The 15,046-nt window shown below is 65.4% G+C and carries 16 protein-coding genes and 1 pseudogene; 10 read left to right on the top strand and 7 right to left on the bottom strand.

Features of this window, described 5'->3' with window-relative positions; all coding sequences use genetic code 11:
* Positions 1–82: 82 nt before the first annotated feature.
* Positions 83–652, bottom strand: coding sequence for a DUF5990 family protein (locus ACWEN6_RS39715; protein ID WP_452577284.1), 570 nt, complete (start codon positions 650–652; stop codon positions 83–85).
* A 62-nt stretch (positions 653–714) separates the two neighbouring features.
* Here ACWEN6_RS39715 and ACWEN6_RS39710 point away from each other — a divergent pair, with 62 nt between their 5' ends.
* On the top strand, positions 715–1,098 hold the full coding sequence (locus ACWEN6_RS39710) for a hypothetical protein (protein WP_452577263.1): 384 nt from the start codon (positions 715–717) through the stop codon (positions 1,096–1,098).
* 126 nt (positions 1,099–1,224) lie between these two features.
* Positions 1,225–1,653, top strand: coding sequence for an HIT family protein (locus ACWEN6_RS39705; protein ID WP_452577261.1), 429 nt, complete (start codon positions 1,225–1,227; stop codon positions 1,651–1,653).
* A gap of 450 nt (positions 1,654–2,103) precedes the next feature.
* Here ACWEN6_RS39705 and ACWEN6_RS39700 read toward each other — a convergent pair whose 3' ends face one another.
* Positions 2,104–2,514: a VOC family protein gene (locus ACWEN6_RS39700; protein WP_452577259.1), complete on the bottom strand. Its 411-nt coding sequence runs from the start codon at positions 2,512–2,514 to the stop codon at positions 2,104–2,106.
* 1,252 nt (positions 2,515–3,766) lie between these two features.
* Between ACWEN6_RS39700 and ACWEN6_RS39695 the strand changes: the two are divergent.
* Positions 3,767–4,351, top strand: a pseudogene (locus ACWEN6_RS39695) (transposase); the annotation flags it as partial.
* 84 nt (positions 4,352–4,435) lie between these two features.
* On the opposite strand, the gene ACWEN6_RS39690 reads toward ACWEN6_RS39695, so the two are convergent.
* Positions 4,436–5,404, bottom strand: a complete 969-nt coding sequence (locus ACWEN6_RS39690) for an NADP-dependent oxidoreductase (protein WP_452577258.1) — start codon at positions 5,402–5,404, stop codon at positions 4,436–4,438.
* 117 nt (positions 5,405–5,521) lie between these two features.
* On the opposite strand from ACWEN6_RS39690, the gene ACWEN6_RS39685 reads away from it, so the two are divergent.
* On the top strand, positions 5,522–6,607 hold the full coding sequence (locus tag ACWEN6_RS39685) for a GlxA family transcriptional regulator (RefSeq protein ID WP_452577257.1): 1,086 nt from the start codon (positions 5,522–5,524) through the stop codon (positions 6,605–6,607).
* Here the strand turns inward: ACWEN6_RS39685 and ACWEN6_RS39680 are convergent.
* Positions 6,549–6,977, bottom strand: a complete 429-nt coding sequence (locus ACWEN6_RS39680; protein ID WP_452577255.1) for a VOC family protein — start codon at positions 6,975–6,977, stop codon at positions 6,549–6,551. The two genes, ACWEN6_RS39685 and ACWEN6_RS39680, sit on opposite strands and share 59 nt — an antisense overlap.
* A 313-nt stretch (positions 6,978–7,290) precedes the next feature.
* Here ACWEN6_RS39680 and ACWEN6_RS39675 point away from each other — a divergent pair, with 313 nt between their 5' ends.
* Positions 7,291–9,444, top strand: coding sequence for a SpoIIE family protein phosphatase (locus ACWEN6_RS39675; protein WP_452577253.1), 2,154 nt, complete (start codon positions 7,291–7,293; stop codon positions 9,442–9,444).
* 519 nt (positions 9,445–9,963) lie between these two features.
* On the opposite strand, the gene ACWEN6_RS39670 is transcribed toward ACWEN6_RS39675, so the two are convergent.
* Entirely contained in the window at positions 9,964–10,488 is a 525-nt protein-coding gene (locus ACWEN6_RS39670; protein ID WP_452577251.1) for a GNAT family N-acetyltransferase, read from the bottom strand.
* A gap of 445 nt (positions 10,489–10,933) precedes the next feature.
* On the opposite strand from ACWEN6_RS39670, the gene ACWEN6_RS39665 reads away from it, so the two are divergent.
* Both ACWEN6_RS39665 and ACWEN6_RS39660 read left to right on the top strand, forming a co-directional pair.
* On the top strand, positions 10,934–11,263 hold the full coding sequence (locus ACWEN6_RS39665; RefSeq protein ID WP_452577249.1) for a hypothetical protein: 330 nt from the start codon (positions 10,934–10,936) through the stop codon (positions 11,261–11,263).
* 197 nt (positions 11,264–11,460) lie between these two features.
* On the top strand, positions 11,461–11,790 hold the full coding sequence (locus tag ACWEN6_RS39660; RefSeq protein ID WP_452577247.1) for a hypothetical protein: 330 nt from the start codon (positions 11,461–11,463) through the stop codon (positions 11,788–11,790).
* 184 nt (positions 11,791–11,974) lie between these two features.
* Here the strand turns inward: ACWEN6_RS39660 and ACWEN6_RS39655 are convergent, their stop codons facing one another.
* Together ACWEN6_RS39655 and ACWEN6_RS39650 are read right to left on the bottom strand one after the other, a co-directional pair.
* The gene (locus ACWEN6_RS39655) at positions 11,975–12,220 is read right to left on the bottom strand and encodes a hypothetical protein (protein ID WP_354922053.1); all 246 of its coding nucleotides are present in this window, start codon (positions 12,218–12,220) and stop codon (positions 11,975–11,977) included.
* Positions 12,221–12,556, bottom strand: coding sequence for a DUF6247 family protein (locus ACWEN6_RS39650; RefSeq protein WP_452577246.1), 336 nt, complete (start codon positions 12,554–12,556; stop codon positions 12,221–12,223).
* A 360-nt stretch (positions 12,557–12,916) separates the two neighbouring features.
* Between ACWEN6_RS39650 and ACWEN6_RS39645 the strand changes: the two genes are divergently transcribed.
* The 3 genes from ACWEN6_RS39645 (at position 12,917) to ACWEN6_RS39635 (ending at position 14,801) form a co-directional block, all read left to right on the top strand.
* Positions 12,917–13,051, top strand: a complete 135-nt coding sequence (locus tag ACWEN6_RS39645) for a hypothetical protein (RefSeq protein WP_452577244.1) — start codon at positions 12,917–12,919, stop codon at positions 13,049–13,051.
* 13 nt (positions 13,052–13,064) lie between these two features.
* Entirely contained in the window at positions 13,065–13,403 is a 339-nt protein-coding gene (locus tag ACWEN6_RS39640; protein ID WP_452577242.1) for a helix-turn-helix domain-containing protein, read from the top strand.
* Between the two features lie 882 nt (positions 13,404–14,285).
* Positions 14,286–14,801, top strand: coding sequence for a hypothetical protein (locus ACWEN6_RS39635; RefSeq protein ID WP_452577240.1), 516 nt, complete (start codon positions 14,286–14,288; stop codon positions 14,799–14,801).
* Positions 14,802–15,046: the final 245 nt, after the last annotated feature.

The raw sequence follows: 15,046 nt of genomic DNA, 5'->3' as shown, positions 1-15,046 counted from the left end.
ATCACATCGATGCCCCCGGCCGATCAGAAGCAATGAAGGCCCGGATCGGAAATCACCTTCTGACCCGGGCCTTCGTGTGCGATCAGCGCGCGGGGGCCGACCACTCCACCAGCGGGGGGCGGACCGACGCGCACAACGGCTGACGCTTGGCGTCCGTCAACCCCAGCCGTGCCACCAGGGCGCCACCGGCCACGGCCCTCTCCAGCACGTCCGCGGGGATGGCCTCCAGCCACAGCTTCGCCCGCCGGAACATCGAGAACGCTCCGGCCTCATCGACCGTCCCCCACGACAGGTAGACGAACCGGCCGCCCGGCCGGCCTTGCACGAACGGGCCGCGCAGATCCCAACCGGACTCCGTGCGGATCGCGGTCACCTCCAGCTCCCACACCACCGAGGAGACGTCCGCGGCCGTCATGCCGAGCAGTTCACCGGTGCGCTCCCGCCGCTGCACGCCGACATGAACGTTGGAGTAGCCAGGAAACCCCGGTGCAGGTCCACACTCCCGGCCCGGCAGCTCGGATGCTTCGATACAGATCAGCACCTCATCATCATGCACGCGATCCACACCCTCGATGGCCTGGTCGGTCCCTCTACCGATCAGTGTCCGGCGGGCGAACGTGATCGCTGGTACGCGTGCGCCATGACTCGGCATACAGCGGGCACGGGTCACTCCGGTGCCGAGGCGGTGTGGCCGGCTACGAGAGGGACAATAGGATGATCACTTTCGACGGGGCCTTCTATCACGTCACGGATCCCGAGTTCGAGATGACCATTCCGGCCTGGGAAGGGTACGAGCCGGCCACCGCCGACCAGGCAGACGCGACGATCACCTTCCGTGACGGCTCCCGCCGGTATGCGACCTTCATGACCCTGCACGTAGTCCAGCAGATCATGGAAAAGGATGCGCGCACCGGTGAGTCCCTCGGCGGCCGATACTTCTGGTGCTCGGATTTGATCATCATCAGGGATGTCGGGTTCGAAGGCATGGCGGCTGCGATCCGTGACCTCGTGTCCTCCGGACTCATCGAAGCAGCTTGCGGTCTACTCGACCCTCTTGATGACGAGGAAGAAGTCGATACGCGAAAAGGGACTGGATGATGTGAGTCTTGAAGCTTGAAGCGGGTGACGGGAATTGGACCCGCGCTGTCAGCTTGGGAAGTCTTTCAAGATCATGGGGTCTGAGCAGGTGGACGCGCCAGTCCGAAGTGGCCGAGAATCTAGCGGATGAGCTCATGCCCCTTCTGTCCCATCGGTGCCGGTGACGTAGACAGTGAGCTCGTCGCCTATCGCACCGCCAACGTCTTCGTTCTGCCCATCCCCTGGCAGCGAGCAAAGAACCTTGGTCACTGTCTCGTACTTCCGACTGCGCACGTGACGAGTCTCCATGCTGCCCCTGGCGATCTTTTGGCCGAGCTGTTCGACGTGGTCGCCCAAGTAACCGCTGCCGTTCGGGAGGCGTTTGGAGCACCCGGGAGCATGGTTCTCCAAAACGACAACATCCCAGGCCAGACGCTGTTTCATCTGCACGTCTATGCGATCCCCCGTTCTCCCGGCGACGGATTCATTCTCGCGGACCCGGTCAAGCTCGCGATTCCCTTCGAAGTTCGAGCGCAGCAGGCCGCACAACTCCGCAAGGCGCTCACCAGGCGATAGCCGGATACCCAAAGAGCTCCACACCGAGGACGAACGGGACAAGCCGATCGCTGACGGCATGGGCGAGCCGGCCGAGCGGATCATGGGCGGGAGCGACGATCACGAGGGATCGGGCACGTAACGGGCACGGATGATCGGCAAGGTGGCGGAAATGAATGAGACCCGGGTCGGGATCTGCTTCCTGACCTGGGCCTTCGCTTGTGGAGCGGGTGACGGGAATCGAACCAGCGTTGTCAGATTGGGGATCGTACGACCCCCTGGCCCTGATCCGCTCGCCTTGTCCTGGGTCGATAGCAGACGGGACAATGAACTCGGACCTTCGATCGCCGTCAACCGGTTCGATGATCAGCCACAGCGCGATCGCGGCCTGTATGGGTGTGGTGGCTGATCCATAGCTAGGGCCAGTCTCAAAATCGTCGCGCAGTAGGGCATGTGGCTTTGAGGCAGGCCCTAGTCGCGCTTGGGCCAAATCGGGCCCTGGTCGGTCCAGATGACGCCCTTGTTGCGGCACAGGCAGAAGGGGTGGCCGATCGGGTCGGTGTAGACCCGCCAGCCGTAGCCGCCGGGGCCGATGCAGTCCTGCTGCAGCGTCGCGCCAAGGTCGAGGACGCGGCGGTGCTCGGACTCGATCTCGTCCACTTCGAAGTCAAGGTGAAACTGCTTGGGGTGCTCGCTGTCGGGCCATTGCGGAGCGCGGTAGTCGTCCACCCGGATGAAGGCCAGCTCGACCTCGCCGAACTTGATGCCGGCCCAGTTCTCGTGGCTGCCTTCCTTGATCGGGCGGCCCGTCACCTCAGAGTAGAAGGCCGCCAGTTTCATCGTGTCCGGACAGTCGATGATGAAATCGGTGAGTCGCAGCATCCCGCGATGTTGTCACAAGATCATTGATACAGGCCTTGACCACCACGATGGCGGGAACCGGGCGACTACAGGAGCCTTGCCCGAGCTGTCCTCTGTGTGAACGCAGTGGCGGGGTCGGCGACGGCGCGTCCTTGGTCGGTGGGTAGGGCTTCGTACGGCGGGTGCTGCGTGCGCCGGGCGCGGAGCGCCGTCGCCTTGAAGAGCGGAACGGCGACGAGGGCGACGGTACGGCCGGAGTGCTGGTGCCCGCAGGGTGATCAAGAGCTGATGGCCCGTAAAGATCAAACAGACTGAGAAATGATCGTCCCTGGCCTGGGTCTTTGCTCGTGGAGCCGGTGACGGGAATCGAACCCGCGCTGTCAGCTCGGGAAGTACATCGATCACGGCACATAGGACGGAGAACATCTGCTCCTTCGTCACCCTGATGCTCGGTGGGCTGGGACTGAGGAACGAAATCCCGGACCGTCGATCGCCCTCAGCCCTGTAAGGAGATCAGCCACCGCCAGGCGATCGTAAGGGTAGTAGTCCAGCGGGCTAGATCTGGAGACCGCCTTCTCGACGTGCGATCATCGGCTCATGACGTTGATCAGAAAGGCCCATGGCGCGTAGGCGCCCTTCCGAGGTACGCGCACAAGGATCGGAGTGCGTGACCCACAGAGCTTCGGTTCATCAGGTTCCCGGTCTTGGGCGTCGCCCCATGGCTGCGGTGATCGCACTGGAGCACACCCGAATGCGGCCGGGAACAGTGGCTAGGGCACTACTGGCCTGGACGCAGGCGGTCGTTCCCGGCAGCGTGGACCGAATCGGTCCCAGGTGCATGTGTCCCGAGTGCTCCGGAGACGCACCACGCCGGCGACTCGAACAGGCACTCATCGCCTTGCCATGCTGGGCCAAGCCATACCTGTACGCCTTGGTCCTCCCCATTGATAGGCGGTTCCTTACCCGGACATCGCCGGACCCGCATGCGTCGCCCGAGTGGCCGTGGTGGCAGCAACGGCGTTGAACGTCGGGAACGGATCAAGGTGGCGGTGCGGACCTGGTGCGGCGACCGGTGGTCGGGTACGGCGAGGCTTGGTGCGGCGGGTCGGGACGCGTTCGAAGATCTGTGGGTGGATCTCGACGCTGAGTGTGACCTGATGACACAGTCCTGGGCGCCACCGGGGTGAGCAATGCTCAAGATCTGTGGATCGGGGCCCGGGGAGGGCTTACTTTCCTGGGTGATTGATCGATGGGTCACCGAGCAAGACCGACGTTGCGGCGTCGGTCGGGAAGGCACGTTTGTGCTCACCTTCTCGCCGTCGGCGACGGCGCCCTCGGCTTCTGGAAGGCCATAGCCGGGGTGTTCCCTTAGGCCCGGCATCGAAGGTGCTGGGTTCACAAGACGGCGAATGTCATGGACGCGCTTGCGAAGTCGGCCCAGTCGGGGGCGAAGAAGGCCGTGCAGGAGATCTACGACGCCGAGGACCGTGAGCGCGCGCTCCAGGCGATCACGGCGTTCGAGAAGTCCTACGGAGCGAAGTTCTCCAAGGCCGTCAAGAAGATCACCGACGGCGTCGACGAGCTGCTGGCCTTCTACGATTTCCCCGCCGAACACTGGATTCACCTGCGCACGACGAACCCGATCGGGTCGACGTTCGCCACGGTCCGGCTGCGGACGAAGGTCACCAAGGGTGCCGGCAGCGCGGCCGCCGCCCTCGCGATGGTCTTCAAGCTCGTCGAGTCCGCCCAGGCCCGCCGGCGGGCTGTGAACGCACCCCGCCTCGTCGCTCTGGTCCGGGCTGGAGCCCGGTTCGAACGGGGCATCCTGGTCGAGCGTCCCGAAGGAATCGCCGTCTGATGTGGCCCGAAGCGTATTGCTTGCTGTAGGGCCGTCCGGGCGGAGTACACGGGTGACCTGCACCCGTGCCTGCAAACTCGTTCGTCAGTGAGCGACGGTCAGGACGATCTTGCCGGTGGTGCGGCCGGTCTCGCCCCGTTCATGCGCTTTGGCCGCCTGCTCCAGGGGCAGAATGGTGTCGATCTCGGCACGCAACCGCCCGGTCTTCACCAGGGCGACGATGGCCTTCATGCCGGCATGGTCGGGCTCGACGAGGGTGAACCCGGAGCGGATGCCGAGCTTTTCGGTCTCCGCGGCTGGTGGAGTATCGGCCGGTGAGGAGAGCGAGACGAGGGTGCCGCCCTTGTGTAGCAGCCGCAGGGAGCGGGACCCGTAGTCGCCGCCGATGGTGTCGATGACGACGTCAACAGCACCGACCGCCTCGACGAAGTCCACTTGGGTGTAGTCGATGACTTCATCGGCGCCCAGCTTTCGCAGGAATGGATGCTTGGCCTCACGGGCGGTTCCGATCACGTACGCGCCATGCGCCTTGGCGATCTGCACCGCCAGGTGGCCGACCCCGCCGGCAGCGGCGTGGATCAGCACGCGCTGCCCGGCCCGCAGATCCGCGGTGTCGATCAAGGACTGCCAGGCGGTCAACGCGGCCAGCGGCAGCGCAGCCGCCTGGACGTGGTCGATCGTTGCCGGTTTGTGGGTGAAGTGCCGTGCAGGGCCGGTCACGTACTGGGCATAGGCGCCCGCCTGGTGCGGGAAGCGAGGCATGCCGAAGACCTCCTCGCCCGGCCGGTACAGTGTCACCCCAAGCCCTACTGCCTCAACGACCCCCGACACGTCGTAGCCCAGAATGACCGGTTCGCCCCACAGCCCCAAGCCTCCGTGGGCCCGGGACTTCCAGTCGGTCGGGTTGACCCCGGCGGCGTGCACACGCACCAGGATCTCCGCAGGATCGGGCCTCGGCCGGTCCAGCTCGACTTCGGTGAGGACCTCTGGACCGCCCCAGGATCGCGGGCTGATCGCGCGCATCCGTGCGCCGGCGAGCGTGCTGTCATTCATCAGGTGCCCCATTTCTGCTCGGAGAACGCACCGGTGTGGCGTGGTGCGGTACCAGAGTGCGGGCACTGCCGGCCGGCCAGTACTGGCCGGATGGACATGATGTGACAGGATCTGGCCATGCATCGTGTGGTCGTCCTCGCCCTTGAGGGCGTCATCCCGTTCGAACTGAGCATCCCGGCACGGATCTTCGGCAGCGCCGAGAGCCCGGACGGAAAGCCGCTCTACGAGGTCATCGCCTGCACCCTGGACGGTCGGCCGGTGCAAAGCGCCGCCGGCTTCGCCATCGCCGTCGAGCATGATGCAAAGGCGCTGGCCACCGCCGGCACGCTGGTCGTTCCACCCTCCGACGCGCTCGGCGTGATTCGCGAACACGGCTGCCTGCCCGGATCACTAGCCGACGCCTTCACGCTGATCCGGCCGCACACCCGGATCGTGTCCATCTGCACCGCGTCGTACGTGCTGGCCGCCGCAGGCCTACTCGACGGTCGCCCCGCCACCACCCACTGGAAGTTAGCCGAACACTTCCAGCGAACCTTCCCCCAGGTGAAAGTAGACCCGGACGTACTGTTCGTGGACAGTGGCGACATCCTCACCTCGGCCGGCGTCGCCGCCGGACTCGATCTATGCCTGCACCTGATACGCCGCGACCACGGCAGCGCAGTGGCCAACCAGGTCGCCCGCCGCTGTGTCGTCCCGCCGTGGCGCGACGGTGGCCAAGCCCAATACATCGAACAACCCGTCCCCGAGCCGACGTCGACCACCACCGCCCCCACCCGCGCCTGGGCGCTGGAGCACCTGCATCAACCGATGTCCCTGTCCGAACTCGCCGCCCACGCACGGATGAGCACGCGCACCTTCACCCGGCGCTTCGGGGCCGAGGTCGGCATGACCCCGGGCCAATGGCTGACCGCCCAGCGAGTGGAACGGGCCCGCCAACTGCTCGAGACCAGCGACCTATCGATCGATCACATCGCCCACCGGGCCGGGTTCGGCACCGCCAACTCGCTCCGACAACACCTGCGCACCGCCATCGGCGTCTCACCCACGGCCTACCGCCGCATCTTTCACGCCAGAAGCACACCCCCCCCACAAGATTTGACAATTGCTCCACCGGGGTTGGCCGACGATGCTCGCCTGCGCCGGACTATTGACGCGATCCGTTCGTGGGCCTCGCGGACAGCGGAAGGGCTACCTGCTGCGTGAGGACCTGCGGGCCCGTGTAGTTGGCCTGCCTGCGTGGCCTGGAGCGGGCGACGGGCATCGAAGCCGCGCTGTCAGGATCGGTGACCTGGATGATCTTTGGTAGCGGCGCAGTGAGACATACCGGTCTTGAGACGGGCCTTGGTCGCGATCGGGCCAGATCGGGCCCTGCTCGACCCAGATGACGCCCTTGTTGCGGCACAGACAGAAGGGGGCCGATCGGGTTGCTGTAGACCCGCCGCCGTAGCCCGTCGGGGTCGATAAAGTCCTGCTGCAGCGTCGCGCCTAGGTGGAGGACGCGGCGCTGCTTCGACTCGATCTCGTCCACTTCGAAGTCAAGGTGAACTGCTTGGGGTGCTCGCTGTCGGGTCACTGCGGAGCGCGGCAGTCCACCCGGATGAAGGCCGGCTCTACATCGCTCTACCTTGTCGAACTCCTCGAACCCTAGAGGCTACGGTTGATCACCCTCACTTACAGGATCTTGCGCCCGCGCCCTTGCGATGGGCATGCTCGGTCCTCTGGGTGGCGATGAACGCGGTCGGTTTCACCGGGTCGTGTTGCCAGGGGCGCACACGAAGCGGCAGAGTGTCGCGGACCCCGGAAGTGCCGCGTATGGCGGTGAAAGCTAGTGTGGACGTACATAAGTAGTGACTTGCCCCATTGTCGCACTTGTGCCGGGAGGTGAGGTGGCGGCCCGGAAAGTTAGGTCCGAGGGCCACGCCGAGCAGCCGCAGGCGGAGCAGTCCGGCGTTGTGGGGACCTTGGACGAAGGGCAGTGGAGCGCGCAGACGCTGACGCTGGCTCTCCAGCAGGCGACGACGGGCCTGGGCGGCCTGGGCGCCCTCGTGCACAGGTGCGATTCCGCTACTGGTTGCCTGCGGCTGGCGGCGGCCAGCGGGCTTCTCCCGGAGACCGCCGAGGCGTGGGCGGTTCTTCGCACCGTGCAGGACGTGGCGCCCACACGCGCCGTGCGGTGTGGTGGCTACGTCTGGGTGGGCGGGGACAGCTTGGGGATCGGGGCAGCCGGCACGGCGGCATTGCCCCTCCCGGGTGCCGATGGGCCGGTAGGGGTGTTGTCCGTGCTCACGGCAGGGTCCGCCGAGCCGGATGACGAGCAGCGGTCCTTTCTCGGTGCGGTAGCGGCATGGGCCGCTGCACGCCTGGAAGGCATGCCCGGCACGGCGGCGGGCCTTACTTCGGCGGCCGGGTCCGAGCGGACGGTCCGGATGGGCGAGCTGACCGTGGCGCTCGCCGAGGCCGTCACCACCCGGGACGTCGTTCAGGCCGTCGCGGACCATGTCCTGCCTCCGTTCCGTGCCGACGGGCTCGTGGTCTGGCTGATCGAAGGCGGCCGACTGGATGTGGTCGGCGCCACCGGGTATCCCCAGGAATTCCTCAGTCTTGTCGACCGGCTCCCGCTCACCGAAACCACCCCGGTGACCGATGTGTTGGGGACCGGTACTCCCCGGTTCATCGGATCACTCGCGGCGTATGGCCGGCGCTATCCAACGATGAGGCACGTGGCGGAGGCGTCACCGAGGAACGCCTGGGCGTTCCTGCCCATGATCGCCTCCGGGCGGTTGGTCGGCTCGTGTGTGGTGTCGTTCACCCGGGAGCGTGTCTTCAGCGACGAGGAGCGCACCCTGCTGACGGCGTTGAGCGGTCTGGTCGGCCAGGCGCTGGAACGGGCACGGTTGTACGACGTGGAACACGCCCGCGCACAGGAACTGCAGCGCGGCTTGCTTCCCCGAAAGCTTCCCCGTCTCCCCGTCGCCTGCGCCGCCGCGCGCTACCTGCCCGCGGGCCGGGGCGAGGAGGTGGGCGGCGACTGGTACGACCTGATCCCGCTGTCCGGCGACCGGGTCGCCATGGTGATCGGCGATGTCATGGGACACGGCATCACCGAAGCGGCCACCATGGGACGGCTGCGCACCGCTGTCCGCACCCTCGCCGACCTCGACCTGCCGCCTGACGAACTGATCGGCCACCTCAACGACCTGGTCAGCGACCTCGGTGACGACTTCTACGCCACCTGCCTGTACGCCGTCTTCGATCCCACCACCCGGACCTGTACGTTCTGCCTGGCCGGCCATCCCCCACCGGTCATCGTCCACCCCGACGGCACCGTGCTGTGCCCCCACCTGGCCGCCGACCCGCCGCTGGGCGCCGCGGAACCGCCCTTCGAGATCCACGAATTGCATCTGCCTGAGGAGAGCCTGCTGGTGCTCTGCACCGACGGCCTGGTCGAATCCGCCACCCGCGACGTCGACAAGGGCCTGGCCCAGCTCCGCCAGATCCTGGCCCAGGCCGTGCCCCGCATCCCCCACCTCTGGTCAGGACGCCAGGACGACGACGTCGGGCGCCTGGAGGATCTCTGTGACACGGTCGTCTCGGCGCTGCTGCCCGCCCGTGACCAGACCGACGATGACGCCGCCCTGTTCATCGCCCACATCCGCGGTACCGCCGCCGGCGATGTCGCCACCTGCAGTCTCCCCGACGATCCCAGAGCAGCAGGACAGGCCCGCAAATATGTCCGCAAACAATTGGCCATCTGGGGGCTAGACGATCTGACGGTCACCACCGAACTTCTGGTCAGTGAGCTCGTCGGCAACGTGATCCGGCACGCGAAGGGCCCCATGCGCCTGCGCCTGCTGCGCAGCCGCTCCCTGATCTGCGAGGTCTACGACGGCAGCCTCAGCACCCCGCGCATCCGCCACGCCTCTTACACCGACGAAGGCGGCCGGGGCCTGCAGCTGGTGGCCGCCCTTTCCCGGCGCTGGGGTGCCCGTTACCTGCATGACGGCAAATGCATCTGGACCGAGCAATCCCTCCCCTGCTGACGACAACGCGAAAGGATCCTCGGGTGGGATGGACTCTCTTGGTGACCGGGGCCGGGGCCGAACGAAGCCAAGCAAGATCAAGGGCATGTGCGAAGCAGCTGCCGGCCTGACGGCCTGTCACTTCTTGCCTTCGGCCTGGCACTGCTCCTTCATGGTCCTGATGGCATCACTCATCGCGTGTAGGCATCTCCAGGAATACCTCCCGTGGGGGAGCCGGGCGGCCTTCGGCGTGTGGGTTCGAAGGCCCTTTAGAGACCGCCCGAGCCGGAGACGAGGACCATTCGACATCGGGACTGGAAGATCAGCCCTGAACGGGCGCCCGCTGAGCAGGGCTTTCAGTATGGAGCGGGTGACGGGAATCGAACCCGCGCTCGCAGCTTGGGAAGTCTCTAACGCGTCTGGTCACTGAACTGGGAGACGCCGACCTGCGGGGGAGCGCTTCGGCTGACCGTGATTTCCCGTGAGCTCCCCTTGCTCCCTCTGCTGACGGGCACGCAACGGGCACGCGGCAAAGGCGGCTCAGTGACCGGCCGGAGGCGGGTCGTTCCGCAATCTGCTGTACATCCAGCCGTCGCGCCACTGACCGGCACGGAATTCCACCGCGCGTAGGACGCCCTCCAGTGTGAAGCCGGCCTTCTCCAGCGACTTCTGTTCTGCGATGTTCTCCGGGTGGGTGGCCGCCTGGATGCGCTCGACGGGAGTGTGAGTGAACAGGTAGTCGCACAGCATCGCCTGAGCGCGCCAGCCGATGCCGCGCCCGCGCCAGTCCGGAAGCAGGGCGATCCCTATCTCCCAGTATCGCGAGACCCCGAACCCTCGGGCCGACCAGCTCATGACGCCGGCGGCCGTGCCGTCGACTTCGACAATGACCCTGCTGTCATCTTCGCCTAGGTAACCGTCGGTGGCGTAGCGCCGTGTCGGGGCCTGCGCATCGCGGAACCCCGTCCAGTCCAGGCCGATCAATCCCGGCTCCGTGGCGAAACGCTGGAACATGGTGAGATCGTCCTCTGTCACGGGCCGCATTCGTACCTCATGCGCGCTCATCGCGCCCCCTCCCTTGTGGTGCATTCGTCCACCAAGATCGCGTCACTGGCCCGGACCCTACCTCGCCGAATTTTGGGGCGCGGGACATCGCGGCCGGGGCAGCGCCCTTCGGCACGGCGTTCCGCACGGGTGCCACTTGGTCGAACGTCATGGCGCTGATTCGTCGTTGGATCCAAAATCAACTGATCTGGCACGCGTGTGAGAAGCAGCCCCAACAAAGATCAAGGCCCAGGTCGGAAATCATCCTCTGACCTGGGCCTTCACTCTTGGAGCGGGTGACGGAATCGAACCCGCGCTGTCAGCTTGGGAAGTACACCGGTCACCGCACGTGGGGCCCCTGACCTGGGCGTCGGGTCGGTCCTGAGTGACCGTGGCTACCCCCTCGTCACCCTTGCCTATGGCCCGCGAATGGCCCGGCGATCACGTGTTCTGCCAGAGTGTCTCCATGGTCGAAGTTACCCGTCACCATGTCCACCCGTTCAATGACGCCAGGTTCCCCGCCGATCTTGGAGCAGTCGTCAACCGCCAGGTCGCGGGCGGCCAGGTTCCGGCCCTCGTGGTGATTCATGATGATGAGGGCGACTGGTCGGTCGGCGATGGCGAGACGGACGGCGATGTCGGCAACTCGATCGTCCTGCACATCAGCCACGTGGATGCTCAAGACCCGACGCCGGGGGAAACGGCTATGTTGCCTGCCGGCCATGTGGCCTGGCGACCATCCGCCTCGAACCCGTGGATTATCGAGCCGTGGGCGTACCCGGATGAAATCCAATAGATGGCGCGTGGTGTGAGGCGGTCGCAATGTGTGGAGCGGGTGACGGGAATCGAACCCGCGCTGTCAGCTTGGGAATCGTACGGATCGGGCCACGTGGGGCCGCTGACCTGGGCGTGGGGCTCCTGAGTGACCGTGGTTGACTCCTCTTCACCCTGTCTAATTGCACGCTAATTGCACGACGATCAAGATGGGACCCTATGGAGGACTACCAACGGGCGCTCATCGGACGGATGGTCGAGCGCCTCGATGCCTACGCGGCGGGTGAGGTGGCGTTACCCAAGTTGGTGGCGGATCTCCGGGGGTTGTTCCAGATCGCCGACCCCCAGGAGTGGGCCATCCGGGATGCGTTCGAAGATCTGTGGGTGGATCTCGACGCTGAGTGTGATCTGAGAACACAGCCCTGGGCGCCACCAGGGTTAGCGAACGATGCCCACCTGCGCCGAACTATTGATGCGCTTCGCTCCTGGGCCTCGCGGATAGCGGACGGTGAACCTTCCGGGCGAGGACTTACAGACCCGCTGAGCTGACTTGGGTTGATGCCAATGTGGTGTGGAGCGGGTGACGGGAATCGAACCCGCGCTGTCAGCTTGGAAATCGACTACTGATCTTGCTGACCTGTGCTGGGAAAATGGGATACAGGTCAAGGTCGGTTGTGTGACTGTGAGTCTCCGCGAGTGACCGCAGTTCCCCGTCTGTTCTGGCACGCATCGATCATGGCCACTCGACGCGGATGAGATACACCTCGCGTTGTTCCTCCATGACCACGTAGGTCGCGAGCCCGCGCTCGCCGAAGGTGTGGGTGAGCATGTTGGCCTTCGGGTTGGCCACGTTGTACGGTTGGCCGCTCCATGGAGCGGTCTCCAGCAGCGTGAACAGTTCGGCGAGCGGACGTAGGGCCTCCTCGGGAACCATGGCGATCTGGTCCTCGGCGACCGGGTCGAGTAGGAGCTGGTACACCTACAGCTCGACTCCGCGAGCGGTGAGGACCTCACGCCATGGCCTTCCCCCGGGAAGCTCGCCAGCAAGGATCTGCTCGGCCTTGACATGCATCTGTCGGCGTCCTCCGGGATCCTTCACCGTGTCGCACGCGGAAATCCACCAGCGGTGAACGAAGTTGTTCAGTGCGCTGAGATCCAGACTTACTCGAACCTCATCGAGGACTGCCTTGAGCCCTGCGTCGAATGCTTCGCGGTCCTGGGGTACGACCAAGGCGGCACGGATGGCCCGCAAGTTCTTCTCCGGCATAGACGGACTGGCCGATGCGTAGTCCTGTGGGTCCGCTGTCATGCTCATGTCCCCTCTCCCGTCATAGAGCCTACAGAGCTCAGCTGACAAGGTTGGAGAGTCGGAGCATACGTGAAGCGGAGAAACCTGTGCGGACACCTGGGCGTGAGGCCGGTCCTGAGTGACCGTGGTTGACCCTTGTTCACCCTGTCTAGTTGCACGCTGATCGCACGACGATCAAGCCTCGGAGCTGGTCTGGGCGCACAGTGCACCTCGCCTACCCTGATCCTCTCGGCTTGTCCTAGGTTCATGACGCGCGGCACTCAACAGCGACCGGGCGTCGGATCCCGACCGCTACCGAACTGCGTGTCGCTCTCGACCGCACGACCTGGCGGTTGACCTTCTTGGAAGCCGTCCAACAAGGTGATCGTGGTACTAACGGTCTTCCGCAAGACCCAGGACGGGACGCAGGCAGCCGACGTCGACCGGGCGATCGCTGCGAAGAAGCGGTGCGACGCAGAGCACGACCTGACCACCACGCACGTGTTCGAGAGGAGCGCATGATGGGTCACAGCCGTTGGGAGACCTACAAGGCGAAGCGTCCGCGCGAGATGGAAGCGGACGCGCTGCCGCATCCCGAATACGAGCAGCGGGCCGTGACCTGGAGCTCGGAGACCAGCTGCGTGAGATCCGTAAGCGCCGAGGCCTGTCTCAGAAGGTCGTAGGGGAGCGCTCCGGGATGTCCCAGCCCGCCCTGTCTCGCATCGAGGGTGGTGGCGGCATCCCGGACATAGCGACACTGTTGCGCCTCGGCGTGGCGATGGGGGTACGGTTCCGCGTCGAGCTCGTCGTCGGCGACGACGCTACTGGAATCGAGCCTCTAACGGTGCATCACCGGCAGGTCGTGAACGCATAGGTTGCAGACGGCCGCTTCAGCCCGCAGGGTTCCGCTGTCGCCCTGATGCTCGGTGGGCTCGGACTGAGGAACGAAGTCACCCACCGTCGATCGCCCCCAGCCCTGTAAGGAGATCAGCTACCGCCAGGCGATCGTAAGGGTAGTAGTCCAGCGGGGCTAGATCTGGAGATCGCCTTTCTCGACGTGCGACCATCGGCTCATGACGTTGATCAGAAAGGCCCTGCTCAGCGGCCCTACGTGGCCGGATCCGTACGATTCCCAAGCTGACAGCGCGGGTTCGATCGGCGCCCTTCCGAGGTAGGCGCACAAGGATCGGAGTGCGTGACCCACAGAGCTTCGGTTCATCAGGTTCCCGGTCTTGGGCGTCGCCCCATGGCTGCGGTGATCGCACTGGAGCACACCCGAATGCGGCCGGGAACAGTGGCTAGGGCACTACTGGCCTGGACGCAGGCGGTCGTTCCCGGCAGCGTGGACCGAATCGGTCCCAGGTGCATGTGTCCCGAGTGCTCCGGAGACGCACCACGCCGGCGACTCGAACAGGCACTCATCGCCTTGCCATGCTGGGCCAAGCCATACCTGTACGCCTTGGTCCTCCCCATTGATAGGCGGTTCCTTACCCGGACATCGCCGGACCCGCATGCGTCGCCCGAGTGGCCGTGGTGGCAGCAACGGCGTTGAACGTCGGGAACGGATCAAGGTGGCGGTGCGGACCTGGTGCGGCGACCGGTGGTCGGGTACGGCGAGGCGTGGTGCTGCCCTCCTGGCGGGAAGTCGTGCGTGTCGTAGGGGCGGAGGGTCTTCACGTTAACGATCTCCGGCACACCGGAAACGTGATCGCGGCGGGCTTGGCCTCCCGGCGTCGACTCCTGGCATGATCGACAAATGTTCGACTGTGGGATTAATGGATACAAGCCTGCATGGTTGAGCGGGAGTTCGGTGGTTGCCACCGCTCATGGGGGAAGACTGGCCATGCTGGAAGGGCGGAGGCTAACCCGAGGCCTGCTGGTGTGGGACCTCGACGAGGATGTCTGGTTCTCCGATGGCCTGATCCTGCTGGACTTCGAGGGCGAGCAGGTCGAGATCGTCCACCAGAAGTTCGATGAGATTTCGATCACGTGGAACACGGTCGATCCGGCTCAGCCGCTGGATTGGGTGGGGGAAGGATTCCGACTGGCATGGCGAGGGGACGAGCCTGAGGAGCTGGCGAGCCTACAGGGGCAGAGACTGCAAGCCGTGGAGCTTCTCGAGTGGATGGGTGACGACATGGCGCAAGGGATGGTCGCTGTCGGATTCCTCTTCCCGCATGGTCGTCTGACGATCTACAACGCTCTCGATGAGAACGGCATGGAGTTCGGAGACTTTGATCAGCGGTACATGCGCCAGAGGCTCAGGGCGTAGTGGACCTGATCCAATACGCGGGCTTGCCGCCTTCGAAATGCGGAGCAGGTGACGGGAATTGAGCCCGCGCTGTCAGCTTGGGAAGTATATCGATCACGGCTCGTAGGGCTGCTGACCTGGTCGTGAGGCTGGTCCTGAGTGACCGTGATTGCCCTCTTGCCCCCCTGGCCCTGATCCGCTCGGCTTGTCCCGGGTCGATGGCGGGCGGGATGATCAGGCTTCCACCTCAGCCACTTACCAGCGGC

This window comes from Sphaerisporangium sp. NPDC004334, assembly GCF_053602655.1.
The sequence above is the reverse complement of the archived record's forward strand: the minus strand, read 5'-3'. Positions and strand labels throughout refer to the sequence as shown.